28 protein-coding genes are annotated in these 25,207 nt (G+C 36.4%); 21 read left to right on the top strand and 7 right to left on the bottom strand.

Annotated elements, in window-relative coordinates:
• The first annotated feature begins 4 nt into the window (after positions 1-4).
• From MNO09_RS07220 to uvrC, 5 genes are all read left to right on the top strand, one after another.
• On the top strand, positions 5-781 hold the full coding sequence (locus MNO09_RS07220) for an enoyl-CoA hydratase (RefSeq protein WP_000911294.1): 777 nt from the start codon (positions 5-7) through the stop codon (positions 779-781).
• A gap of 78 nt (positions 782-859) precedes the next feature.
• Complete coding sequence (etfB, locus tag MNO09_RS07225) at positions 860-1,633, top strand: electron transfer flavoprotein subunit beta (RefSeq protein ID WP_001029031.1); 774 nt, start codon at positions 860-862, stop codon at positions 1,631-1,633.
• A 36-nt stretch (positions 1,634-1,669) separates the two neighbouring features.
• Entirely contained in the window at positions 1,670-2,647 is a 978-nt protein-coding gene (gene etfA, locus MNO09_RS07230; protein WP_000101967.1) for an electron transfer flavoprotein subunit alpha, read from the top strand.
• Positions 2,648-2,857: 210 nt separating this feature from the next.
• Complete coding sequence (gene trxA, locus MNO09_RS07235) at positions 2,858-3,172, top strand: thioredoxin (RefSeq protein ID WP_001018943.1); 315 nt, start codon at positions 2,858-2,860, stop codon at positions 3,170-3,172.
• A gap of 147 nt (positions 3,173-3,319) precedes the next feature.
• Complete coding sequence (uvrC, locus tag MNO09_RS07240; protein WP_000544266.1) at positions 3,320-5,104, top strand: excinuclease ABC subunit C; 1,785 nt, start codon at positions 3,320-3,322, stop codon at positions 5,102-5,104.
• 114 nt (positions 5,105-5,218) lie between these two features.
• Here uvrC and MNO09_RS07245 read toward each other — a convergent pair whose 3' ends face one another.
• On the bottom strand, positions 5,219-5,668 hold the full coding sequence (locus tag MNO09_RS07245; protein ID WP_000042225.1) for a YslB family protein: 450 nt from the start codon (positions 5,666-5,668) through the stop codon (positions 5,219-5,221).
• 299 nt (positions 5,669-5,967) lie between these two features.
• Here MNO09_RS07245 and sdhC point away from each other — a divergent pair, with 299 nt between their 5' ends.
• The 4 genes from sdhC (at position 5,968) to MNO09_RS07265 (ending at position 9,695) form a co-directional block, all read left to right on the top strand.
• On the top strand, positions 5,968-6,594 hold the full coding sequence (gene sdhC, locus MNO09_RS07250) for a succinate dehydrogenase cytochrome B558 (RefSeq protein WP_088107389.1): 627 nt from the start codon (positions 5,968-5,970) through the stop codon (positions 6,592-6,594).
• A gap of 13 nt (positions 6,595-6,607) precedes the next feature.
• Positions 6,608-8,401 carry a succinate dehydrogenase flavoprotein subunit gene (gene sdhA / locus MNO09_RS07255; RefSeq protein ID WP_000676749.1) on the top strand — a complete coding sequence of 598 codons (1,794 nt, stop codon included), beginning with the start codon at positions 6,608-6,610 and terminating at the stop codon, positions 8,399-8,401.
• Positions 8,394-9,155, top strand: a complete 762-nt coding sequence (gene sdhB / locus MNO09_RS07260) for a succinate dehydrogenase iron-sulfur subunit (protein ID WP_001291830.1) — start codon at positions 8,394-8,396, stop codon at positions 9,153-9,155. The genes sdhA and sdhB overlap by 8 nt, the downstream gene beginning before the upstream one ends.
• 93 nt (positions 9,156-9,248) lie before the next feature.
• Entirely contained in the window at positions 9,249-9,695 is a 447-nt protein-coding gene (locus MNO09_RS07265) for an acyl-CoA thioesterase (protein WP_000822749.1), read from the top strand.
• A 36-nt stretch (positions 9,696-9,731) separates the two neighbouring features.
• On the opposite strand, the gene MNO09_RS07270 is transcribed toward MNO09_RS07265, so the two are convergent.
• Positions 9,732-10,511: a M15 family metallopeptidase gene (locus MNO09_RS07270; protein WP_000720204.1), complete on the bottom strand. Its 780-nt coding sequence runs from the start codon at positions 10,509-10,511 to the stop codon at positions 9,732-9,734.
• Positions 10,512-10,776: 265 nt separating this feature from the next.
• Between MNO09_RS07270 and motA the strand changes: the two genes are divergently transcribed.
• Positions 10,777-11,571, top strand: coding sequence for a flagellar motor stator protein MotA (motA, locus tag MNO09_RS07275; RefSeq protein ID WP_000344854.1), 795 nt, complete (start codon positions 10,777-10,779; stop codon positions 11,569-11,571).
• A complete protein-coding gene (gene motB, locus MNO09_RS07280) occupies positions 11,561-12,349 on the top strand; it encodes a flagellar motor protein MotB (RefSeq protein ID WP_001256734.1) in 789 nt (262 codons plus the stop codon). The genes motA and motB overlap by 11 nt, the downstream gene beginning before the upstream one ends.
• 26 nt (positions 12,350-12,375) lie before the next feature.
• Here the strand turns inward: motB and MNO09_RS07285 are convergent, their stop codons facing one another.
• On the bottom strand, positions 12,376-13,203 hold the full coding sequence (locus MNO09_RS07285; protein ID WP_000782761.1) for a 5'-nucleotidase, lipoprotein e(P4) family: 828 nt from the start codon (positions 13,201-13,203) through the stop codon (positions 12,376-12,378).
• Between the two features lie 343 nt (positions 13,204-13,546).
• On the opposite strand from MNO09_RS07285, the gene MNO09_RS07290 reads away from it, so the two are divergent.
• The 3 genes from MNO09_RS07290 (at position 13,547) to MNO09_RS07300 (ending at position 16,204) form a co-directional block, all read left to right on the top strand.
• On the top strand, positions 13,547-14,431 hold the full coding sequence (locus MNO09_RS07290; protein WP_000058125.1) for an ABC transporter ATP-binding protein: 885 nt from the start codon (positions 13,547-13,549) through the stop codon (positions 14,429-14,431).
• A gap of 2 nt (positions 14,432-14,433) precedes the next feature.
• Positions 14,434-15,654: an ABC transporter permease gene (locus tag MNO09_RS07295; protein WP_001225001.1), complete on the top strand. Its 1,221-nt coding sequence runs from the start codon at positions 14,434-14,436 to the stop codon at positions 15,652-15,654.
• A gap of 118 nt (positions 15,655-15,772) precedes the next feature.
• Positions 15,773-16,204, top strand: a complete 432-nt coding sequence (locus MNO09_RS07300; protein WP_000512998.1) for an Rrf2 family transcriptional regulator — start codon at positions 15,773-15,775, stop codon at positions 16,202-16,204.
• Positions 16,205-16,263: 59 nt separating this feature from the next.
• Here the strand turns inward: MNO09_RS07300 and MNO09_RS07305 are convergent, their stop codons facing one another.
• Together MNO09_RS07305 and MNO09_RS07310 are read right to left on the bottom strand one after the other, a co-directional pair.
• Positions 16,264-16,929 carry an aquaporin gene (locus MNO09_RS07305; protein WP_000913205.1) on the bottom strand — a complete coding sequence of 222 codons (666 nt, stop codon included), beginning with the start codon at positions 16,927-16,929 and terminating at the stop codon, positions 16,264-16,266.
• A gap of 143 nt (positions 16,930-17,072) precedes the next feature.
• Positions 17,073-18,038: a DMT family transporter gene (locus MNO09_RS07310; protein WP_001201647.1), complete on the bottom strand. Its 966-nt coding sequence runs from the start codon at positions 18,036-18,038 to the stop codon at positions 17,073-17,075.
• 100 nt (positions 18,039-18,138) lie between these two features.
• On the opposite strand from MNO09_RS07310, the gene MNO09_RS07315 reads away from it, so the two are divergent.
• Entirely contained in the window at positions 18,139-18,711 is a 573-nt protein-coding gene (locus MNO09_RS07315; RefSeq protein ID WP_000658052.1) for a helix-turn-helix domain-containing protein, read from the top strand.
• 70 nt (positions 18,712-18,781) lie between these two features.
• Here the strand turns inward: MNO09_RS07315 and MNO09_RS07320 are convergent, their stop codons facing one another.
• A complete protein-coding gene (locus MNO09_RS07320; RefSeq protein ID WP_000044335.1) occupies positions 18,782-18,967 on the bottom strand; it encodes a PspC domain-containing protein in 186 nt (61 codons plus the stop codon).
• 335 nt (positions 18,968-19,302) lie between these two features.
• Between MNO09_RS07320 and MNO09_RS07325 the strand changes: the two genes are divergently transcribed.
• The 6 genes from MNO09_RS07325 (at position 19,303) to MNO09_RS07350 (ending at position 24,420) form a co-directional block, all read left to right on the top strand.
• On the top strand, positions 19,303-20,544 hold the full coding sequence (locus tag MNO09_RS07325; RefSeq protein WP_000219570.1) for an amidohydrolase family protein: 1,242 nt from the start codon (positions 19,303-19,305) through the stop codon (positions 20,542-20,544).
• A 98-nt stretch (positions 20,545-20,642) separates the two neighbouring features.
• Positions 20,643-21,938 carry a purine/pyrimidine permease gene (locus MNO09_RS07330; protein WP_000792686.1) on the top strand — a complete coding sequence of 432 codons (1,296 nt, stop codon included), beginning with the start codon at positions 20,643-20,645 and terminating at the stop codon, positions 21,936-21,938.
• 165 nt (positions 21,939-22,103) lie between these two features.
• Positions 22,104-22,328 (top strand): spore germination transcription factor GerE, encoded by a 225-nt coding sequence (gene gerE / locus MNO09_RS07335; protein WP_000659484.1) that lies wholly within the window; start codon positions 22,104-22,106, stop codon positions 22,326-22,328.
• A gap of 186 nt (positions 22,329-22,514) precedes the next feature.
• Positions 22,515-22,802 (top strand): hypothetical protein, encoded by a 288-nt coding sequence (locus MNO09_RS07340; RefSeq protein WP_000780756.1) that lies wholly within the window; start codon positions 22,515-22,517, stop codon positions 22,800-22,802.
• 156 nt (positions 22,803-22,958) lie between these two features.
• Positions 22,959-23,621 (top strand): type 1 glutamine amidotransferase domain-containing protein, encoded by a 663-nt coding sequence (locus MNO09_RS07345; RefSeq protein ID WP_000919622.1) that lies wholly within the window; start codon positions 22,959-22,961, stop codon positions 23,619-23,621.
• A gap of 160 nt (positions 23,622-23,781) precedes the next feature.
• Positions 23,782-24,420, top strand: coding sequence for a TetR/AcrR family transcriptional regulator (locus tag MNO09_RS07350; protein WP_001233026.1), 639 nt, complete (start codon positions 23,782-23,784; stop codon positions 24,418-24,420).
• A 43-nt stretch (positions 24,421-24,463) separates the two neighbouring features.
• On the opposite strand, the gene MNO09_RS07355 is transcribed toward MNO09_RS07350, so the two are convergent.
• Positions 24,464-25,153, bottom strand: coding sequence for a type 1 glutamine amidotransferase domain-containing protein (locus MNO09_RS07355; protein ID WP_000728524.1), 690 nt, complete (start codon positions 25,151-25,153; stop codon positions 24,464-24,466).
• Positions 25,154-25,207: the final 54 nt, after the last annotated feature.

Raw genomic sequence — 25,207 nt, forward strand, 5'->3', positions numbered from 1 at the left:
GATCATGTTGAAATTCCTATCTGTAAGAGTTGAAGATCATATCGCGGTGGCGACGTTAAATCATGCGCCAGCCAACGCGATGTCTTCACAAGTTATGCATGATGTTACTGAATTAATTGATCAAGTGGAGAAAGATGATAACATTCGTGTTGTTGTTATTCACGGTGAAGGGCGCTTCTTCTCGGCGGGAGCAGATATTAAAGAATTTACATCTGTTACTGAAGCGAAGCAAGCGACAGAATTAGCGCAGCTTGGACAAGTTACGTTTGAGCGTGTTGAAAAATGTTCAAAACCAGTTATCGCGGCAATTCATGGAGCGGCACTTGGCGGCGGCCTTGAGTTTGCTATGTCTTGCCACATGCGCTTTGCAACTGAAAGTGCAAAACTTGGTTTACCTGAATTAACACTTGGATTAATCCCTGGATTTGCAGGTACACAGCGACTACCACGTTATGTTGGGAAAGCGAAAGCTTGTGAAATGATGTTAACAAGTACACCGATTACTGGTGCAGAAGCATTAAAATGGGGACTTGTTAACGGAGTTTTTGCTGAAGAAACATTTTTAGATGATACGCTTAAAGTTGCAAAACAGATTGCTGGAAAAAGCCCAGCGACGACTCGTGCTGTACTAGAGTTATTGCAAACGACGAAATCGTCTCATTATTATGAAGGTGTACAACGCGAAGCTCAAATCTTTGGTGAAGTATTTACGGGTGAAGATGGAAGAGAAGGTGTAGCAGCGTTTTTAGAAAAACGTAAGCCTTCATTTAGTGGCAGGTAGTTCAATTATTTTTTTAATATAAATTAACAGAAAATTAAAATTGATAGAATCTTTCTGAAAAACAAGGGGGTAAATGGAATGAACATCTACGTACTCATGAAACGAACATTTGATACAGAAGAAAAAATCGTAATTAAAAACGGTGCAATTTACGATGGCGAAGCGGAATTCATCATCAACCCTTACGACGAATATGCGATTGAAGAAGCAATTCAAGTAAGAGACGCACAAGGTGGCGAAGTTACTGTTGTAACAGTCGGTGGCGAAGATAGTGAGAAAGAACTTCGTACGGCATTAGCGATGGGCTGCGATAAAGCTGTATTAATTAATATTGAAGATGATGTGGAAAATGGTGACCAGTTCACGACAGCAAAAGTACTTGCTGAATATTTAAAAGATAAAGATGCAGATTTAATTTTAGGCGGGAACGTTGCAATTGATGGTGCATCTGGACAAGTTGGTCCACGCGTAGCAGAAGCGTTAAATATTCCGTACGTAACGACAATTACAAAACTTGAAATTGACGGTACAAACGTGAAGATTGAGCGTGATGTTGAAGGTGATACGGAAGTGATTGAAACTTCATTACCAGTTTTAGTAACAGCACAACAAGGTTTAAATGAACCTCGTTATCCATCGCTTCCAGGTATTATGAAAGCGAAGAAAAAGCCACTAGAAGAAGTAGAATTAGATGATTTAGATTTAGAAGAAGATGATGTGGAAGCAAAGACAAAAACAATTGAAATCTATTTGCCTCCTAAGAAAGATGCAGGAAAAGTGTTACAAGGCGAGCTGCAAGATCAAGTAAAAGAACTTGTATCGTTGCTCCATACAGAAGCGAAAGTAATCTAATAAAATACGAAATTATATATGCAGGAGGGAAAATCTATGGCTCGTAAAGTATTAGTAATGGGTGAGGTTCGTGATGGATCGCTACGTAACGTTTCGTTTGAAGCGGTAGCAGCAGCAAAAACAATTGCAGAAGGCGGTGAAGTAGTAGGTCTTCTAGTTGGAGACAGCGTTGCCTCTTTTGCAAATGAATTGATTCATTACGGTGCAGATCGCGTTGTGACAGTTGAAAATGATAAATTAAAATCATATACATCTGATGGTTATGCACAAGCATTTTCAGCTGTATATGCTGAAGAAAAGCCAGAAGGTATTGTATTTGGACATACAGCACTTGGTAAAGATTTATCACCAAAATTAGCAGCGAAGCTTGAAGCTGGTCTAGTTTCTGACGTAACTGCTTTAGATGTTGAAGGTGGAAATGTTATCTTTACTCGTCCAATTTACTCTGGTAAAGCGTTTGAGAAGAAGATTGTAACAGACGGTATCTTATTTGCGACAGTGCGTCCAAATAACATTGCGACGCTTGAAAAAGATGAGTCTCGCAGTGGTGACGTGTCTTCTATTACAGTAGATGTGAAAGATTTACGTACAATTATTCAAGATGTCGTCCGTAAGACGGCAGAAGGTGTTGACCTTTCTGAAGCGAAAGTTATTATCGCTGGTGGACGCGGTGTGAAGAGTGAAGAAGGATTCAAGCCATTAAAAGAGTTAGCTGACGTATTAGGCGGCGCTGTTGGAGCATCTCGTGGTGCTTGTGACGCTGAGTATTGCGATTACTCATTGCAAATTGGTCAAACTGGTAAAGTTGTTACGCCAGACTTATACATTGCATGCGGTATTTCTGGTGCGATTCAGCATTTAGCTGGTATGTCTAACTCAAAAATAATCGTTGCGATTAATAAAGACCCAGAAGCAAGTATCTTCAAAGTAGCTGACTATGGTATTGTTGGCGATCTATTTGAAGTCTTACCTCTTTTAACAGAAGAGTTTAAAAAGTTAAAAGTACATTCATGATTTGAGTACCCTTGAGTTCCAAGTGAAGTACCCCTATATATAGAAAAGGTGAGAGATCCCCTGTCTCTCATCTTTTTAGTATTTAATCCGTATTTTTATATAGTATAAAGGAACACTTTTTTGTTACAATACATAACGATACATATTATTCGCCACGTATATAAGTTAATGATATACTCTTGGTAGAATATACTTGAAGGAGGAAATAAAATGGCAATTGTAAATGCAAATGACCAAAGCTTCGCAGCTGAAACTAGCGAAGGTGTTGTATTATTAGATTTCTGGGCACCTTGGTGTGGACCTTGTAAAATGATCGCTCCTGTATTAGAGGAAATTGATGCAGAATTAGGCGAAAAAGTAAAAGTAGTAAAAGTAGACGTGGATGAAAACCAAGAAACTGCTCGTCAATTCGAAGTAATGAGCATTCCAGCTCTTTTCGTATTAAAAGACGGTAAAGTAGTTGATCAAGCGTTAGGTTACAAACCGAAAGAAGCGTTAGTAGAATTAGTTTCTAAACACTTCTAAAATAAAGGGCTACCATTTGGTAGCCTTTTTTATTTTCCTTTTTTACACCTTTCCGTTACAATAAAGGAACGTATGTTGGGTGTTTTGGCATAGTATGTTTTCATGTGAAAATAAAGATGCTAAGCATGTAGAAATGGAGGGTAACGAGTGCACGAACATTTAAAAGAAAAATTGGCTATTTTACCAGATCAACCTGGTTGTTATTTAATGAAAGATAAGCAAGGAACGGTTATATATGTCGGAAAGGCAAAAGTGCTTAAAAATCGTGTGCGCTCGTACTTTACTGGTTCGCATGATGGAAAAACACTGCGGCTTGTAGGAGAAATTGTAGATTTTGAATATATTGTAACCTCCTCAAATCTAGAGGCTCTCATTTTAGAGTTAAACTTAATAAAAAAACATGATCCAAAATATAATATTCAATTAAAAGATGATAAAACATATCCTTTTATTAAAATTACAGCTGAGAAACAGCCGCGATTACTTATTACGCGAAATGTAAAAAAGGATAAGGGAAAGTATTTTGGTCCTTATCCGAATGCACAATCAGCTCATGAAACGAAAAAGCTGCTAGATCGTATGTATCCGCTTCGTAAGTGCTCAAATATGCCCGATAAAGTTTGTTTATATTATCATATGGGTCAATGTTTAGCGCCTTGTGTGAAAGAAGTGACGGAAGAACAAAACAAAGAAATTGTAGATGAAATTATTAAGTTTCTAAATGGTGGGCATAAAGAAGTTCGTTCAGAATTAGAAACAAAGATGTATGAAGCTTCAGAGAAACTAGAATTTGAACGTGCAAAAGAGTTGCGTGATCAAATTGCTCATATCGATGCGATTATGGAAAAACAAAAGATGATTATGAGTGACTTAGTGGATCGTGATGTGTTTGGGTATGCAGTTGATAAAGGATGGATGTGTGTTCAAGTTTTCTTCGTTCGAAAAGGAAAGCTAATTGAACGTGATGTTTCTATGTTTCCAATCTACGATGAACCAGAAGAGGGATTTTTAACGTTTATCGGTCAATTTTATGAGAACAGCAGTCATTTTAAGCCGAAGGAAATTGTCGTTCCAGGGAGTATAGACTCAGAGTTAGTAGAGCGCTTTTTAGAAGTTGAAGCGACACAGCCGAAACGTGGTAAGAAAAAAGATCTTGTAGAATTAGCAAATAAAAATGCGAAGATTGCTCTTGAAGAGAAATTCTACTTAATTGAACGTGATGAAGAGCGAACGATTAAAGCGGTAGATCATTTAGGGAAGCAGCTCGGGATTGAAACACCTTATCGTATTGAGGCGTTTGATAACTCAAATATTCAAGGGACAAATCCTGTTTCTGCAATGATTGCTTTTATCGATGGGAAACCAGCTAAGAAAGAATATAGGAAATATAAAATTAAAACGGTTCAAGGACCAGATGATTATGAGTCTATGAGAGAAGTTGTGAGACGCCGTTATACAAGGGCACTGAAAGAGCGTTTGCCTTTACCAGATTTAATCATTATTGATGGTGGAAAAGGTCATCTGGCAGCTGTAAGTGATGTTCTAGAAAACGAACTCGGTTTATATATTCCGATGGCAGGGCTTGTAAAAGATGACAAACATAAAACCTCCCATTTAATTATTGGAGATCCACCTGAACCTGTGATGCTTGAGCGAAATAGCCAAGAATTTTATTTATTGCAGCGCATTCAAGATGAAGTGCATCGATTTGCGATTACATTTCATCGCCAATTACACGGGAAATCTGTTATTCAATCAGCACTGGATGATATTCCAGGAATCGGTGATAAACGGAAAAAGGTATTGTTAAAACATTTTGGTTCATTAAAGAAGATGAAAGAAGCTTCTTTAGCTGAATTTGTCGAAGCGGGTATGCCGAAAAATGTCGCAGAGACGATTTATACTTATTTAGCGGATAAGAAGACGTTGTAGTTTACAACGTCTTCTATTTTCTGGTATAATTTCTGAAGATTTAAAATAAACCTAACTGAATGAAAATACAAAAAAGTCAACTAAACTTATATGTCTAGTTGACTGTAGGTAAAGCTACACTTCAATGAGATCTTTTATATCCCATTTCACAAGAAATGTAATAGAGTCTGAACGTTTTTTCTTTTCTTCATAGGACTCTGCAACGACGTTTCGTTGCTTTTGAATTTGTTCAGCGATGAATCCAGCTTCTAATTGATAAGAAGAATGTCTGTTTTGTTTTTGACGTTCAGCGATGAGTGTGCCTTTAAGTTGGAACTGCATTTCACGACGCTTATGTTCAATAATGCTTAAAGTGCCCCAGCCAGCTTTTTCAAAGAACTGAATGACTTCTTCAATTGTTTCTAGTGGATATTTTCTTGCAAGGTTTCTACCAGACCAGTATAAAATACCATCTAAATCGTTACCGATTAAATCAGGTAGTAATTCTTCACGTAGCAATTCATAAGCGAAGGCGTTCAATGAAACATCTTCTAAAGATGTTGTATCGATTGTATTTTTACTCACAATATTCCCCTCTTTCTATAGGGATTATTATATAACATTTCTCGTTTATAAAAACAGATTTTTCTTTGGGGAAATCTGAATATATAAGAAGGGAAAAAGAATTGGCAAATTATATGCAAATTATGTATACGTTTTCTTGACGCTTCGACAAAAATAGGGGTAAAATGAACTTGTTATCAAATTATGCTGAAATATTTCGAATAATTTTTTCAGTTTTTCTTATGCCAATAGTGAAAAAACATTATTGTTGTAAATTAATCTGAAAACAGCAGTCAAACATTCAAGGGGGTAATGGGGACATGAAAGGCCGCGAGTATACGTTTCGTAAGTGGCACTCATTAATGGGGGTCATCCCGGTTGGTGTCTTTTTGACGCAACATCTAATTGTAAACAACTTTGCAACAAGAGGAGCAGAGGCTTTTAACAAAGCTGCAGGCTTTATGGAGCTCCTTCCATTCCGGTATGCGCTAGAAATTTTCATCATCTTTTTACCTATACTGTACCATGCTATATATGGCTTATATATTGCATTTACAGCTAAGAACAATGCGGTATCTTACGGTTATTTCCGTAACTGGATGTTCGTCTTCCAACGAATTTCAGGTATCGTTACACTGATTTTCATTTCTTGGCACGTCTGGGAAACTCGTATTCAAGCATTGTTAGGTAAAGAGGTAAACTATGATATGATGGCAGATATTTTAAACAATCCAGCTATGTTTGGATTCTACTTAGTTGGTGTTGTTTCAACAATTTTCCACTTTGCAAATGGACTATGGACATTCTGCATAAGCTGGGGAATTACAGTATCTCCACGTTCACAAAGAATCTCTACTTATGTAACATTAGCTATTTTCTTAGGTCTATCCTATGTAGGTGTGAGTGCATTATTAGCGTTCATCGATCCACAGCTAGCAAACCAGTAAGGAGTGGGAGAGCATGAAAGGGAAACTTATAGTAGTCGGCGGTGGCTTGGCCGGCTTAATGGCAACGATTAAAGCGGCAGAAGCAGGAGTAAATGTTGAACTATTTTCTTTAGTACCAGTAAAACGTTCACATTCTGTATGTGCCCAAGGTGGAATTAACGGTGCCGTAAATACGAAAGGTGAAGGGGATTCTCCATGGATCCACTTTGACGATACAATTTATGGTGGGGACTTCTTAGCGAACCAACCGCCAGTTAAAGCAATGTGTGAAGCAGCACCTGGTATCATTCATTTAATGGACCGTATGGGTGTTATGTTCAACCGTACGGAAGAAGGACTTCTTGATTTCCGTCGTTTTGGTGGAACGCAACATCACCGTACAGCATTTGCTGGTGCAACAACTGGACAGCAATTACTATACGCATTAGATGAGCAAGTACGTCGTCACGAAGTAGCAGGACTTGTAACGAAATATGAAGGTTGGGATTTCTTACGAGCTGTTGTTGATGACGAAGGTGTGTGCCGAGGAATCGTTGCACAAGACTTACAAACAATGGAGATTAAAAGTTTCCAAGCTGATGCCGTGATTATGGCAACAGGGGGCCCTGGTATCATCTTTGGAAAATCAACTAACTCTATTATTAATACAGGTACAGCAGCTTCTGCTGTATATCAACAAGGCGCATATTATGCAAACGGCGAGTTCATTCAAATTCATCCAACGGCAATTCCTGGAGACGATAAATTACGTCTTATGAGTGAATCGGCACGTGGTGAAGGTGGCCGTGTTTGGACATATAAAGATGGTAAACCATGGTACTTCCTAGAAGAAAAATATCCGGCTTACGGAAACCTTGTACCTCGTGATATTGCAACGCGTGAAATCTTTGACGTTTGCGTAGAGCAAAAACTAGGTATTAACGGTGAAAACATGGTGTACTTAGATCTTTCTCATAAAGATCCGAAAGAACTAGATATTAAACTTGGTGGAATTATTGAAATCTATGAGAAGTTTACAGGTGATGATCCTCGTAAACTACCAATGAAAATCTTCCCAGCAGTTCACTATTCAATGGGCGGACTATGGGTTGATTATAAGCAGATGACAAGTATTCCAGGTTTATTTGCAGCAGGTGAGTGTGATTATTCTATGCACGGTGGTAACCGCCTTGGTGCGAACTCACTATTATCAGCAATTTACGGTGGTATGGTAGCAGGACCGAACGCGATTGAGTATATGAAAGGTCTTTCTAAATCGTCTGATGCTGTTTCATCTACTGTATATGAGCAAAATGAATTAATCGAAACAGAGAAATTTAACAATATTTTAACGCTTGATGGTAACGAAAATGCATATGTTCTTCATAAAGAGCTTGGAGAATGGATGACAGATAACGTTACAGTAGTTCGTGAAAATAAAAAGCTACTAGAAACTGATGCGAAAATTGAAGAGTTAATGGCGCGTTACAAACGCATTAACATTAACGATACAGCGAGATGGAGTAACCAAGGTGCTTCATTTACACGCCAACTTGCAAATATGTTTGAATTAGCACGTGTTATTACAATTGGAGCATATAACCGTAATGAGAGCCGCGGGGCGCATTACAAACCTGAATTCCCAAATCGTGATGATGCAAACTTCTTAAAAACTACGATGGCGAAATTTGAAGGAGAAGGAAATGCACCAGCATTCCATTACGAAGAAGTGGATGTTTCATTAATTAAACCACGTAAACGTGACTATTCTTCAAAACATGATGTAGCTGCTAAGGGTGAAGAGAAGGGGGATAAGCAACATGTCTGAGAAAACAATCCGCCTCATCATTACGAGACAAGATGGACCAGATGCACAAGAGTTTGACCAAGAGTTTGAAATTCCATATCGTCCAAATATGAACATTATTTCGGCACTGATGGAAATTCGTCGTAATCCTGTTGATTCAAAAGGAAACCAGACGACTCCGATTGCATGGGATATGAACTGTCTAGAGGAAGTATGTGGCGCATGTTCGATGGTGATTAACGGAAAACCACGTCAATCATGTACAGCTCTTATTGATCAGTTAGAACAACCAATTCGCTTAAAGCCGATGAAGACATTCCCAGTGGTACGTGACTTACAAGTTGACCGTAGTCGCATGTTTAACGCTCTAAAACGCGTTAAAGCTTGGATTCCAATTGATGGTACGTATGACTTAGGACCAGGGCCAAGAATGCCTGAGAAGAAACGTCAATGGGCTTATGAGCTTTCAAAATGTATGACATGTGGTGTTTGCTTAGAATCATGTCCAAACGTAAATAGTAAATCTGACTTTATTGGACCAGCACCGTTATCACAAGCTCGTTTATTCAACTCACATCCAACGGGTGAAATGCATAAAGCAGATCGCTTACGTGCAATTATGGGAGATGGAGGACTTGCAAACTGTGGTAACTCTCAAAACTGTGTGCAATCATGTCCAAAGGGTATTCCATTAACAACTTCAATTGCGGCATTAAACCGTGATACAACAATTCAATCGTTCAAAGATTTCTTTGGTAGCGACAATAACTATTAATAAATATTGCCTCTTCATGTTGAAGAGGCAATATTTATAACTTTATTTTTCTGTTTATTCTGTTTATTTTGAAGGCGAAAAGGAGAGGGAACAATGAAGAGGATTTCTTATATTGAAGACTTTGAGAGATGGGAAAGTGGTTTTTCATTTTACAATCCTGTAAAAGTTCGTTTTGGTGAAGTAGATATGTTTGGGCATGTAAATAATGTCGTTGCCTTTACCTATTTTGAAGAAGCACGTATCGCATTGTTTAAAGAACTTGGATTTATGCAAGAATGGACGCATGAATCTTCAGAAACGATGATCGTTGTTGCAGATTTACAATGTAATTTTATTAAGCAAATATATTTTGATGAACAGTTGAAGGTATATGTAAAAGCGGGATCGGTTGGGAATTCTTCTTTAGATTTGCATTATATGGTGAAGAATGCAGAAGGAGAAGCTTGTTTAGTCGGTCGTGGAATGATGGTTCAAGCATCGAAAAAAACGGGAAAAGGCGAACCGTGGCCTGAAGAATGGAAGAAAAAATTACTACAATGATAGAGTGAAAGAAAAATAAGAGAGCAATTTGCTCTCTTATTTTTTGTCTTTCATTGCTTCTTCTAATGTTAAATGATGTTTATATATGTATGTAGCGTATGGATTACCAACGTAGCGCAAATGCCACGGTTCATATGAATATTCTGTTGTTTCTGTTTTATCTTCTAAATAACGAATGACAAAGCCAAATTCATGGGCATGTTTTGCAACCCATTTTCCTTCGGCTGTCTCTCCAAAAATAGGCTCTAATTGGAATTTAGCAGATTTTGAACTAATATCCATTGCTAAACCAGTTTGATGTTCACTCGTACCAGGAATGGCACTTACTGAATCAGCTTCAGCTTTTCCTTGACGTCTAACGTATGTATCATGTAATGATTTTTGGCGTTTGTATGAACGATAACCAGATACAGCTGTAAGTTCAAGTCCTTCTTTCTTTGCCGCTTCAAACATATTTTCAAGCGCATCTGCAGCATCTTTACGCAGTAGCGTTTTTTCTTTATCTTTTGGACTAGTAAATGGTACGTTTGGTCTTGTTAAGTCTTCAGGTGTGTATCCGTCTGGTAGTTTTCGATGTTTATTAACTAAGACAAGATTAGACTCTGGATTTGTTACAACGGAAAAATCATTTTCTAGCTTCTTTGCAGTATGATCAGCTTTTGGAAAAGCAGGAATCTCTTCTTTTTGGTGATTACTATGCTGTTGACTTTCGACAGCTTTCGCCTCATTTTGTAGTGGTGGTTTAGAACTAAAGTAAGCGAAAGAAGTGATACCGATTACAATAGTAGTGGCAGAAATAATGATTATCTTTTTCATGATACCTTGTAATCACAGTCCTTTCTTAATAAAATATGTATCGTTTTTTATTATAAGTCTAGTTTACTGAAAAAGAAATATAAGAGTCGTAACGTAATAGAAATGCAAAGAAAATGTCAGAAAATGTGTGAAATTGTAGTATTTTTTCATTTAATTCATTTCTTATCTTTCATGAAATGAATTTTTTATGTAATATATATACATAAGAAGATGTAGCGATTATCGAGAATAAAGAACTTCTTGTATAGACTAGGAGTGAATGGGAATGGATTTTGCAACAATTATTGGACTTATTTTAGGATTTGTAGCAGTGGTAGTAGGGATGGTCGTCAAGGGCGCTGACGTAAATGCCTTATTGAATCCTGCCGCAGCATTAATTATTTTTATCGGTACATTTGCTGCAGTATGTATAGCATTTCCGATGAATCAACTAAAAAGGGTTCCAAAATTATTTAAAGTTCTTTTTGGTTCAAATAAAAAGGATTTAAGTTATGAACAGTTGCTAGAATTATTTGTTCATTGGACATCAGAAAGTAGAAAATACGGTATTTTGTCTTTAGAGCAACAATTAGACAAAATTCAAGATGAATTTCTTTTGCGTGGTATGAAATTTGTGATTGATGGCGTATCCGCAGAAGATTTAGAGCAGATTTTAGAAGCTGAATTAGAAGCAATTGAAGAAAGGCATGCAAAAGGAGCAGCAATTTTTTCTCAAGCTGGTACATATGCACCGACATTAGGGGTTTTAGGTGCTGTTATTGGTCTTGTAGCTGCGCTTGGTAATTTAACTGATATTGAAAAGTTAGGACATGCTATTTCAGGTGCGTTTATTGCAACGATTTTTGGTATTTTTTCAGGTTATGTATTATGGCATCCATTTGCAAATAAGTTAAAACAAAAATCTGCAGCTGAAATCGAGAAAAAACGTTTAATCATTGATTGTTTATTAATGTTACAAGAAGGTACATATCCGTTTATTATGAAGAACCGCATTTTAGGTTCACTTTCTGCAACTGAGCGTAAAAAGCTAGAAAAAGGAGCAGAAAAAAATGCGGAGTAAGAAAAATAGAAGAGGCAAAAAGAAAAAACATGATGAGCATATCGACGAAACTTGGTTAATTCCATATTCTGATATGTTAACGTTGTTATTTGCATTGTTCATCGTTTTATTCGCAATGAGTAGTATAGATGCTGCGAAGTTTAAACAGATGGCAGTTGCTTTTCGAAGTGAATTAGCCGGTGGAACAGGTAACAAAGAATTTTTAAGTGATCAAAAGCCAAATGATGAAAAAGAATTATCAGCAAGTAGCCTTGAGGCAGAACAAGCAAAAAAACAAGAAGAAGCTAGAGCGAAAGAAAAAAAAGAGATGGATGAATTGAAAGCATTACAAAAAAAGATTGATCAATATATTAATGAAAAACAATTATCCTCTTCTTTTCAAACTAAATTAACTGAAAAGGGATTAATGGTGACAATATTAGAGAATATACTGTTTGATTCGGGGAAAGCAGATGTGAAATTAGAATCTTTAGGGATTGCAAAAGAGATGTCTAGCTTACTTGTTTCAGCGTCACCTCGTGAAATTACAGTATCGGGTCATACGGATAATGTCCCTATTGCCAATGCGCAGTTTGCGTCGAACTGGGAATTAAGTACGCAGCGGGCAGTTAATTTTATGCAAGTATTACTGCAAAATAAAGAATTACAACCAGAAAAATTTAGTGCGATTGGTTACGGAGAATACCGTTCGATTGCTCCAAACGATACACAAGAAGGAAAGGCAAAGAATAGACGTGTGGAAGTATTTATCTTGCCTTTAACAGAGAAAGTAAAATAAAAGAGGATGGCGAATGCCATCCTCTTTTATTTTGCATCAAATGATTTTAAGTTGTCGCGACGGATTTTATCTTTTTCTGCATCTGATTTTTTGAAATCATAATCATATAAAGCGCCTTCCCAATCGCCATACATCGGATTCGGGAAAATAATAAATTTCTCACCAAATTGTTCTTTTGAATCTGCGACTGTTTGATTTCGATCTTTTACAGACTTTCCGTCAAAACCAGTGAAATCAGATAAGTTATCACCGAAGAATAAGACGATATCATGTGTTTGCGAAACGAGTTCACGTCGTTTTTCTTTTCCTTTTTCTTTCGGATCCTGTAGTAATATATGTTCTTTCGTTGCTTGAGGAGCACCTACACGCTCAAGATTTTTAATTGTTGCATCTAGTTGGTTCGTTTTACGATTTGAGATGTAATAAATATCTACACCTTTAGACTCCGTATATTTTAAGAAATCAATTGCGCCTGGAAGGGCTTCAGCTTCAGCCTTATTAATCCAATCATCCCATTTGTAAGGATAGCCTTTTCCTGTTTTTACGCTCATTGCTTGATGAGGGCTGTTGTCTAAAACAGTTTCGTCTAAATCAAGTACGATAGCAGGCTTTTTCTCTGTCCCTTTTGCAAGAGCTGCATCAAGCTTCAATTGACCGATATTGTACCCTTGGTAGTAAAGTGCTTTCGTTTCACCGGCTGTTTGATACCATAAATCAGCCATTAATTGCTGTTCTGTTAATTTTACTTTTTCTTCTTTTGCCACTGTTTTCTCTGGTGTTCCTGAACATGCTACAAGCGATGTAGATAGAACCGCTACAGATAATAAAGTGGTAATACCCCTCTTCATCTTCATATGTATCCTCCTTGATGTTAGAAAATCATCTTATATTATATATTAAAATATAAAAATTTTTTTATGAACATTTGCATATTGTCTTTTGTATATATAGTAGTATGTCCTATATTAGAAAGATGAGAAAAATGATGGAAATTATTTTGACAATTTTTATTGTCGAAATGACAATTATAATTGACAAATGACGTAATATTATTTACAATTTTAACTAAATGGAACAAATGATGGATTAAGGAGATGTTACATACTAAGAGGATGAAGTGTAGTGCTATATTTTATCCTGAATAAACATAGTCTTTGAAAGAGAGTATGAATGATATTAAAGGGGAGGCTTTATACTTTGAGTTTACAAATTCAGAACTTAACGAAACAATTTGGGGAATCAAAAGCAGTGAACGGTTTGCAAATTTCGTTACCAAAAGGTGAAGTGCTAGGATTACTTGGACGAAATGGTGCAGGAAAAACAACGACAATCAAAATGCTTCTCGGATTATTAACGCCTAATGAAGGATCTATTACATGGGATGGAAAATCATTTGGGACTAGTGGGGTAACGATTGGGTATTTACCAGAAGAAAGAGGTTTATATACAAAAAGTAGAGTAATAGATCAGTTGCGATATTTTGGTAGATTAGAAGGAATGTCGAAAAAAGAAGTAGATCTTGCTATTGATCACTGGTTAGAACGATTAGCAATACCGGAATATAAATTTAAAACGGCAGGAGAGCTTTCAAAAGGGAACCAGCAAAAAATCCAATTAATTGCTGCCCTTCTTCATAATCCTGAACTTCTCATTTTAGATGAACCATTTAGCGGACTAGATCCAGTTAATGCTGGGATGTTAGCTAGCATTATTGAAGAACAAGTACAGAGCGGAAAGACCATTATTTTATCTAGTCATCGTATGGAACAAGTAGAGGCTTTTTGCCAACATGTATGTATTTTGAAAAAAGGCGAAGCAGTCGTAAAAGGCCAGTTAAGTGATATTAAAAAAGAGTACGGTTTCCGTAATTTAACGATTGAAGATACAGAAGAGAATGCGAAGGGATTAGAAGCTATTCATGTATCGTATGAAAAACAACAAGGCCTTCTTTATGTGCAAGTACAAGATGATGCAGAAGCTCTAAAGATTTTACAACAGTTGCAAGAACAAGGTGTTACCTTACGACAATTTAAAATGTTAGAGCCGACGTTAAACGAAATCTTTGTAGAGAGGGCGAAATAACGATGCGTAAATTTTCTCACGTATTTTCATTTTATTTCAGGGAAGCATTTTTATCTAAAAAATCATTAATTACGAGTGCGATTTTATTTTTAGTTGTGTTTGGACTTTTCGCATTTAATCATTTCACTGCTGATAACGATAAAGGAAAAGATAAATTTGCGGTAGTAACGGAAAGCGATACTTATAAAGTTCAAGAAAGTGATGTAACAAAGTTACTTCCGTCTGCTAAAGTAACTGTAGAAAATAAGGATAAATTTAATGAGTTACGTAAGCAAGTGGAAGATGGGGATTTAGACGGTTTATTCCATATTACAGAAAAGAATGGTATTCCGGAAGTGACGTATATGTATAGTGGTTTTCCGAGTCAATCAACTGCTACACTTATGGCAAGTTATTTAAAGGAACAGTATACAGCGGTAATGATCGAAAAAAATAATGTATCTGCCGAAGTAGCAAAACAGTTACAGATGGAAATTCCGTTAAAACAAGAAGCAGTAAAGGATCATGCATCTTCCTTTGGAATTGGTTATGTTTTCTCGTTTGTTTTATATATGTTTATTATTGTGTTTGGAACTGCAATTGGAACGACGATAGCATCTGAAAAATCATCCCGTGTTATGGAGTTAATGCTTCCGAAAGTAAAACCATTAACAATGCTACATGCCAAAATTTTAGCAATTGTTTCTAGTGCTTTACTATTACTAGTTATTGCTTCCTTCGGTTTTCTTGTACCATATTTATTAGGTTGGGTAGATTTAGAAAACGCATCTTTAATAGGACTTACACTAGACTTTTCTAAATTGGATGCGGTAGTAATTAGTATGTTCGTTGTATATTTTGTTACGGGCTACTTACTATATGCAATGCTATATGCAGCAGTTGGGGCTGTTGTATCAAAAATTGAGGATGTGCAATCTCTTTCGTTCCCAATTACAATGTTAGGTATAGCAGCATTTTTCATTAGTATTAAATCATTATTTGATCCTAATAGTACATTAGCTGTAGTTAGTTCATATATTCCATTCTTTACACCTATGGTTACATTTTCAAGACTTGTAGCTGGTGAAGCTGGGGCTGTAGAAATTGGTGTGACGTTAGTAATTTTATTGGTGACTATCGTTATCATCAATATACTTGCAAGCCGCATTTACGTAAACGGCGTAATGAATTACTCAGATAAAGTGAAATTTAAAGATTTAGCGAAATTTATAAAGCGTCAATAATGAGAGAAAAGCATGATTTCCTATTGAAATCATGCTTTTTCTTTATGTATAAATTAAAAATAGTATATAATAATAAGAGTCGTCTTTTAATAGAATGAATAAAAAGGAGGGTGTGCAGATGGGGATTAGTAGTCGGTTTACAGTAGGTGTTCATATGCTGACATTACTTGCGATAGATCGAAACTCTCGCTGTACCTCTGAATGGATTGCTGGTAGTGTGAATACAAATCCAGTTGTGATTCGTCGCATTACAGGAATGTTGAAGAGAGCAGGACTTGTTGATGTACAAGCTGGTAAAGGTGGTACGACACTTGCTCGTGATTTAGAAGAAATTACATTACTTGATGTATATAAAGCAGTGGAAGTTGTAGAAGAAGGACAACTATTTTCCTTCCATGAAAATCCCAACATTGAATGTCCAGTAGGAGCTAATATTCAATCAGTATTAGAAATTATTTTAATGCAAGCGCAAGAAGCGATGGAAAACGTACTTGCAAATGTAACGGTAGATCAATTAGTTACAAACTTAAAGTCTAAAATGAAAGAGTAAAAAAGCGAGCAACCTCATAATGAGGGCTCGCCTTTTTTTATTCAGAAATATTGAAAATTCTATTTTTCAGTATTTAAAATGAATTTACCAACAATAGCTGCTACGATACCACCAAGAATTGGTGCTACGATGAATACCCATAGTTGAGAAAGTGCTTCTCCGCCAACGAATAAAGCTGGTGCGATACTACGAGCTGGGTTAACAGAAGTTCCAGTTAACGGAATACCTAATAAGTGAACTAAAACTAATGTGAAACCAATTACTAATCCTGCTAGAGAAGAACTTCCTTTTTTACCTGTTACAGCAACGATAACTAAAATGAATACGAAAGTTAAAATAAATTCAACTAGAAATGCTCCAGATAAACCAAGAGTTCCAAAACCATTTTGTCCTAAATTATCTAAAGGTGTTTTAGCAGAGCGCAAAATCGTTACTAACGTTGCAGTTCCTAATAAACCACCTAAAATTTGAGCTAATACATAATAACAAAGTTCCATAGCGTTCATTCTTTTGTTGATGAACATAGCTACTGATACTGCTGGGTTAATGTGACATCCAGAAATTGTTCCGATGCTATATGCCATAGCCACAATAGATAGACCGAAAGCCATAGCGATTCCTAATGTTCCAATTCCTTCAATTCCGCCGCCAATGACAGCTACTCCAGTTCCGAATAATACAAGTACAAATGTACCAATAAATTCAGCGATTGCTTTTTTTAACATAATTTACCTCCTAATATTGCGCATGAAACGTATTATAACATAGGTTTTAGTATAAACAGCTAATGAAATACTATTCTGATAAGGCGAAATAGGGGGAAAATAAAAAAAGAGTATAGTTCTTTGTTAGAGAACTATACTCTTTTTTATGCAGTTTTTTTCTGCTTAACGACTGGAGCAGAACGGTTTAAAACGCTATTTGCAACCATTCCTAACATAATAATAATCATTCCAAGTAGGGAAAGACCACCAGGAAATGAACCATTCAAGAAAACAATTTCGCCAAGCACGGTAAAGACCATCGTTCCAGCTTGCGTTGCTTCAACAGCTCCAAGTAGAGAGAGGTTATCTTTGGCTAAGTCAGTAGCAAAGAAAAATGTCATCGTCGCAATCACGCCAGAACATAAGGCTAACAAAAATCCTTGCAACATTTGGCTGGATGTTGGAATACCGGTAGTAGAAAATCCATATATACCAAGTAAAATTGTTATAGGTAGACTCCCTATTGCCATTCCTAATACACGTTGGAACGTATCAAGACGTCCGCCAACAAGTTCCATCATTTTTCGGTTGCCGAATGGATATAAGAAGGCTGCTACTACGACAGGTAAAAAACCTGAAATGAACTGAGTCATTGTAATATGACCTGCTGCAGTCACTTGCATACAAATTACACCAAGTAAAATAAATAATGCGACATATAAACTACGAAGTGGAATTTTTCCGCGTACAAGTTTTGTGCCTGATTTCGTTTCTATTTTAACGAAGAATAATGGTGATAAAAGTAAACCTGCTAATATAGTAACTTGCCAAGTTCCAGCAACGAGCCAAGCTGGAGAAAAGACAGCTGCGAAACTTAATAAAGAATAGAAACCAATACCAGCAACGGAACCCCATCCGATCCACGCTAATGGATGTTTCTTTAATTCTTCCCATAAACCCTTTAAGTTTTTGCGAAATAAAACGATAAGGAATAAAATAGGGAGAGCAAATAAAAAACGGAAGGAAGCTGTCCAGGCCCAGCTCGTTCCAGATACATTCATCGCTCGATTAATAATAAAGGTTGCGGAAAAAAAGGCTGATGATAAAAGGCCTAATAAAATTGCGCGCATGAAGCATAGCACTCCTTTCGGAATTTGATGATTATGTATAGTATAATATACTTAAAAATAATAAAAGTAAACTATTTTATACTTTAAGGTGGTTTTATAGATGAAAGAACATGAAGATATGCAAACGAAAGAAGTCATTCAGCAAGTAGGTCAGCTGTTAAGACAAATTCGAAATGAACAAAAATTAAGTTTAGAAGAATTAGCCCAAAAAACTGGGGTTAGTAAATTAACATTAGGAAAGATTGAAAGAGGCGAAACGAATCCGACGTTAGCTGTCATTTGGAAAATAACGAAAGGGTTATCGATTCCTTTATCGCGATTGATGGTTGTTGGAGAACCTGTAGCTGTGGCGCGCTGCGGAGAAGGATTTGCAGTAGATGTAGGACAAGCATGGCATTTAGAAACGATGTTCCGCTATACGAAAGAAACGGGGATGGAAATGCATCGTGCTTGTTTAAGGTCGAATAGTATATATGAACCAGAAGCTCATCATGAAGGTGCTATTGAGCTTGTAACAGTAATGAAAGGGAAAGTATCGATTCAAGTAGAAAGCGATGTATACGAATTAAATGAGTTTGACTCTATTCAATTTGAAGCGAATAAAAAACATAGTTATAGAAATGAAGAAGATGAAGTAGCAGTATTACATTTAACGATGAAATATTCTTCATGAAAAAATCCCCTATAGAAAAATCTATAGGGGATTTTTTATACGCTATGCTCAAATAGATGAAAGAATGTTATTAGTAAGAGCGTGGCATAAGTAATAAACAAATAAAATAAACTAAAAACCCCGTCCCAAAACATAAAATAGCAATGACCCAAAGTATGCGAATGAGAGTAGAGCTAATATCAAAATATTCCCCTAAACCACCGCATATACCAAATAGCATTTTATCAGTTTCGGATTTACATAATCTTTTTGACATCTTCCAATCTACTCCTTTTTATCCCGTTTTAACGGGCAGTAAGACCTCCACCTAAAAATTCAGCGAAAGCAAAGAAGTTAGGTGGGGATTAACTGCCCGTAAAAGCCCGATTGGTTTAACTAATGATCAGTGGGGGGATGAACAAACCCCCCTACTGATCAAAGTTTCACTTTATACCAAGCTATATACTTCTATTCTATATGGAAATTTATGAGAAGACTATGAGGTTGTATGACATTTTTTTTAGGGAACAGTCGTATTAATTGTCTTAATTTTCAGTTGATATTAAAATTATAGTAAGAGGTAACTTTTAATAAAGGGTGGGGGAAATAGAGATGACAGTATATTGGTTGACTAATGTAATGCTTGAATCAGGGTATACATATGAAGAGGGGAGAATTTCCCAAGCAGAAACAGAGTTATGTAGTTTACTCATTGAAGATGGACGAATTAAAAAAATGATAGCAGGGGCTGTTCAAGAGGAAGGAGTATTAATTCTTGATGCTAAGCGTTTATTAATTTTGCCTGCTTTTGAAGAGATGCATATTCATATTGATAAGACGTATTATAGTGGTCCTTGGAAAGCCAGTATGCCAGCAGAGAATATTTTTACGCGTTTTCATGAAGAAGAAAAAATTCTGCCGAAGCAATTAGCAACTGCTCAAGATAGGGCGGAAAATATGTTAGCGTTATTGCTTCGAAATGGTGCAACGAATATTAGAACGCATTGTAATGTTGATCCGATTATTGGACTTGGTAATTTGGAGGCGACGTTAGCGGCGTTGGAAACATATAAAAATCAGGTTTCTGGTAGAATTGTTGCTTTTCCGCAACACGGATTATTGCGCAGCAATTCTGTGCAACTTGTGAAAGATGCGATGCGTATGGGTGCGCATCTAGTCGGTGGAGTGGATCCAGCTACAGTGGATAATGATATTGAAAAATCATTACATACCATTATGGATATCGCAGTAGAATTTAATGCAGATGTTGATATTCATCTGCATGATGCGAATAATCTTGGGACGTTTACGATGAAGCGATTGGCAAGTTTAACAGAAGAAGCGGGATGGCAAGGTCGCGTAACAATTAGTCATGCACTTGGACTTGGTGGTGTTACGGATAAAGAAGTTGAAGAAGTGGCGGAAAGACTAGCTGCTTTAAACATTGATATTACTTCAACGGTGCCAATTGGGAAACAAGTAATCCCAATTCCGTTATTAGATAAAAAAGGTGTGAAAGTCTCGTTAGGAAATGATAGTATTACTGATCATTGGTCACCGTTTGGCACAGGTGATATGATGCAAAAGGCAAATCGATTGGCGGAACGTTTTGGGTGGAGTGACGAAAGGTCTTTAGGAAAAGCTCTTCGCTTTATTACGGGAGGCAAAGAAACGTTAAACGATGAAGGGAAGCGAGCGTGGCCGAATGTAGGAGATGAAGCGAGTTTTGTTTTGACGAATGCAACATGTACTGCTGAAGCGGTAGCGCGTCAAACAGAGAAAAGTTTAGTCGTGCATAAAGGGAATATTGTTGTTGGTAGTTTAAATGAGGTGGAATTAAATAATCTTGTGTAAAAGAATCGTTTGAATGTTTAGAGGAGGGTTCTAATTGTGAGTGTAGAACCCTTCTTTGTTATGCTTGCAATATATTTCTTATAGGGAAGCTAGAAAGGATGAAAAATTTGGACAATCAACATAACCAAAATCATATTATGGGAACTTTGCAATGGTTTATATTTTTATTAGCGAATTCAATCGCACTACCAATTGTCGTTGGCGGATTATTTCATCTTACGACGGAAGAAATATTTTATTTAATGCAGCGTACGTTTTTTGTAGTTGGTATATCTTCTTTTTTACAAGGGTGGTTTGGACATAGACTACCAATTGCGGATGGCCCAGCTGGATCTTGGGTTGGCGTATTTACCGTACTTGCTTACGCAACTGTCGGACAAGATCAATTACATAGTACGTTGCAAATTTTAGAATTAGGAATGATAATTTCCGGTGTTATTTTAATAGGATTAGGAGTAACTGGTTTTATCGGACGTATTTTATTTTTATTTACGCCACTTGTGACAGGAACATTTTTACTTTTATTATGTTTGCAATTAAGCGGTGTATTTCTAAAAGGGATGCTAGGAATTACTGCTACTGTTTCTCAAATCGATGGATTTACAGCAATAATTGCGTTTAGCATATTTCTTTTCGTTATTATACTATCTAACTTCGGAAAAGGTTTTGTCAAAAGTTATGCGGTTTTAATAGGATTAATTAGTGGGTGGATTCTTTTTCTAATTGCAGGAAAAGTGACGATTCCAGCTCAAGTAACTCATTTTGTGCAACTTCCGCAAATATTTGCTTGGGGACTTCCAAAGTGGAATACAGGTATGGCTGTATCGAGTTTCGTTATGGTATGTATTTTAGTTTCAAATACAGTGGCAGCGATTATAGCAATTAATCAAGCTACTATTCAAAAAGGGACTATTGAACAGAAACAGTTGAAGGATGGTACGTGGGTTGGAGGGATTTCACATATCATTTCTTCTGTATTTTCAACTGTAGGTGTCGTACCATTACCAGCGACGGCGGGATTTATACGTTTAACGAAACAAAAGTATATACGATCGTTCTTACTAGCATGTATGTTACTAGTCGTAATGTCACTGTTTCCAAGTATTATTCGTTACTTAGCATCGTTGCCATCCGCTGTCGCATCTGCGGTTTTAATGGCTTCGTTCGTACAGCTAATTGGAATTGGATTTCATAATATAAAACAAGTGCCAATGAACGAAAGGAATGTAACGGTTTTAGGAGTTGCTGTATTATTTGGAAGCGGTGTTATGTTTTTACCGTCTGGAGCACTCCAATCCTTACCCTCTGTTATGCAATATATATTCGGGAATGGTTTGTTCGTAGGTACAGTTGTCAGTATATTACTAGAACAAATATGGCGTACTGAAAAGTGAGTGGATACAAAGAGTGTGCGAACTGTATAAAAGTCTAAAATAACATGTGAAATAAAGCCCATTTTCATTCACCACCCGCACATTTCGTTCATACAATATCTTGACTAAATAAACACCCAACTTACACATACACGGCTCTGGCTTAAGCAAGGAGGGTTATACCAGTTGAAGGAAAAAGCGTATCAATCTAAACCGTTACTCACAAAGAGAGAGAGAGAAGTATTTGAATTACTGGTTCAAGATAAAACAACGAAAGAAATTGCAGGTGAACTTTTTATCAGTGAAAAAACAGTGCGCAACCACATCTCAAACGCAATGCAAAAGCTAGGAGTTAAAGGACGTTCACAAGCAGTTGTTGAGCTTCTTCGCATGGGAGAGCTCGAACTATAAAAAGAAAGCCGACTTTTATATGAAGAGTCGGCTATTTTTTTGTTTATATTTTGAACTTAAAAAGGTATCTCAGACTTTGAGAAGGAAGATATGTTTAAGAAAGAAACGTTAAAAATAACTACTTTATAACATGATGAGGCATTCAGGGTAGGTATCTTTGTCATTTATGAATAAGAAGGTGCAAATATGAAGTTGTATTTTAAGGATATGGAGATAGGTGAAATTAAAGATGTTTTTGGAGACATGCCATGGATGTATGGAACAATTCGTCTATCTGAAAACAGTAAACCGTTCCAAAAATATTTTCGTGAGATGGTAGACGAAGATAGTGGATTTGATTTTGAAAGCATAGATCCTGAATTTTTATATGAAGGAAATTGGTCTGTTTTTGATGAGGATAATCAGCAGTATTTAGGGATTGATATACCTGCTATTCATATGGAGGATAAAACGATTGCGTGGCGTTGGAGATAAAAGCTATCAGATTGTGAACATCTTTGTACGAAATAATTCAAACGATAACAACAAGCAGAATTTTATACAAAAGGTCAGCTTGTTGTTATCGTTTTTTCCGCTTGCTATATGAATGATAAGAACATTTCATACATAAATAGGTAGTAAGGAGGGGATATGTTGAAAAGGATATTGTTAGTTTCAACAAGCGCTCATGATATGAATGGACACCCGACTGGTTTGTGGTTGGAAGAGCTCGCAGCTCCTTATAATGTGTTTAAAAAGGCTAAGTTCGATGTTGATATTGTGTCGATAAAGGGCGGTAAAGTACCTATTGATAGAGTGTCTATTCCAAATGGCATACCTCGTGAATTTAAGTATGTCGCTTCTTTATTGCAAAATACGAAGCCGATCTCAAATGTTCATTTTTCGGATTATGATGCAGTTTTATTTGGTGGTGGGCACGGGGCGATTGTAGATTTTCCAGGTAATCCATATGTTGCAAATTTAATTGAGAATATGTATAACAATAACAGAATTGTAGCGGCTGTTTGTCACGGAGTAAGTTCTTTAGTCGGTGTGAAAAATAAGGATGGCTCGTTTTTTAGTGCCGGTAAGCGTTTAACAGGTTATACGAATGATGAGGAAAAAGCTGTACATTTAGAAAAGCGAGTGCCGTTTTTATTAGAAAGTAAATTGAAAGAAGAAGGGGCTTTGTTTTATGTTGCTCCAAATTTCACACCGCATGTAGTAGTAGATGGACGTTTAATTACAGGGCAAAACCCGCAGTCTAGTATGGAAATAGGGAAAGCTATAAGAAGAGCTGTAAATAAATTATAGAAAAAATGCTCGCTACTAATAAAGGTAGCGGGCATTTTTTCTATAGTGCAAATGAAAAATACCTTAAACTAAAAAGATGTATTGAGTATAATGACTTCATTTATAATTAATCGTGAATTTGCTATACTATTTTGTATGGACAAAAGGGGAGGCTCTTTTAATGAGGAAAGTTGCGTGTGCAAACACTTATATTAATAAAATAAAGCCCGTTATTAGAAAAACGAGTTTTAGCCAATTGAAAATAGATGAAATTGCGAAGTATATGGATATTAGTAAAGCTACTTTATATAAACGTTTTTCTTCAAAAGATGAGATTATTGAAGCTGTGGTAGAAGATTTTATGAACTACCTTCTTGAAGGAGATGCGGATAATCAAGATGAAAGTATGTCTTTTGCAGAACGTTTCCAAAAGACGTTTATCCATTCTTTAAAGTGTGTGACATATATTTCTGATGTCTTTTTACAAGATTTGAAAGAGGCATATCCGCACTTATCTGATCGGTTAGTTGCTGCACAACAAAATCGTAATCATAATTTGCAAATGTTTTTTGAAGCTGGTATGGAACAAGGCTACTTTAATAAAATGAACGCACAATTATTTATGGTGCAAGATGATGTGATGTTAAGACGTATTATAGATCATTCTTTTTGTATTCAGTACGATATTACGTTAAAGAAAGCGATACTTGATTTTTATCAACTAAAGAAGTACCAACTTTTTAAACCAGAGTATATAGAAGCAATTGATGATTCGGAAATTGAAAAAGAAGTTATTGCTATTTTGCAAATGATTTCGTAAAAAAGCAGGTTTTCCTATAGTAATGGAAAACCTGCTTTTTTTATTACATGTTATTTTTTATGTGTTGTAATACTAATTCAGCTACTGGACCACCTGAAGCTGGGTTTTGACCAGTTATAACACGATTATCTTCTACAGCGTAAGCTTCCCAAGGTTGCGCGGCTTTTTCGTAAAGCCCTCCATTTTTAATGAGTTCATCTTCTGTTAAAAATGGAACGAATTGATCCAATTCAACTAGTTTTTCTTCTTCATTTGAGAATCCTGTTACTTTTTTACCACTAATTAAGCGTTCCCCATTATTTAATGTGATATGAAATAAACCAGCAGCTCCGTGACAAACAGAGGAGACGATTCCGCCATTTTCATAAATGTTGCGGCTAATCATTTGAAGTTCTTTATTTTCTGGGAAGTCCCAAATTACACCGTGACCGCCTGCGTAATAAATCGCAGCGTAGTCTGCTGGATTCACTTCACTCGGTTGCATTGTAGAACCGAGACGATTCATAAATTCTTTCTTTTGATACCATTCCCAATCGACGCTCTCCGCCATTGCTAAACTATGAGGATCAATCGGTGTATAGCCACCTTGTGGGCTGACATAATCTACTGTGTAACCAGCTTCTTCAACTTTTTTAACGAAATGGACAGCTTCACCAAGCCAAAGCCCAGTCGCTCTATTTAAATTTGGATATTTTTCTACGCTCGTTAATACAACTAACATTTTTTTCTTCATCATAATCCTCCTATAATGTTTCTTCTATATAAAAGTTCTTTATTTACTTAATTT

The sequence above is a fragment of the Bacillus sp. N5-665 genome (assembly GCF_022637375.2).
In the GTDB taxonomy this organism is placed as follows: domain Bacteria; phylum Bacillota; class Bacilli; order Bacillales; family Bacillaceae_G; genus Bacillus_A; species Bacillus_A wiedmannii.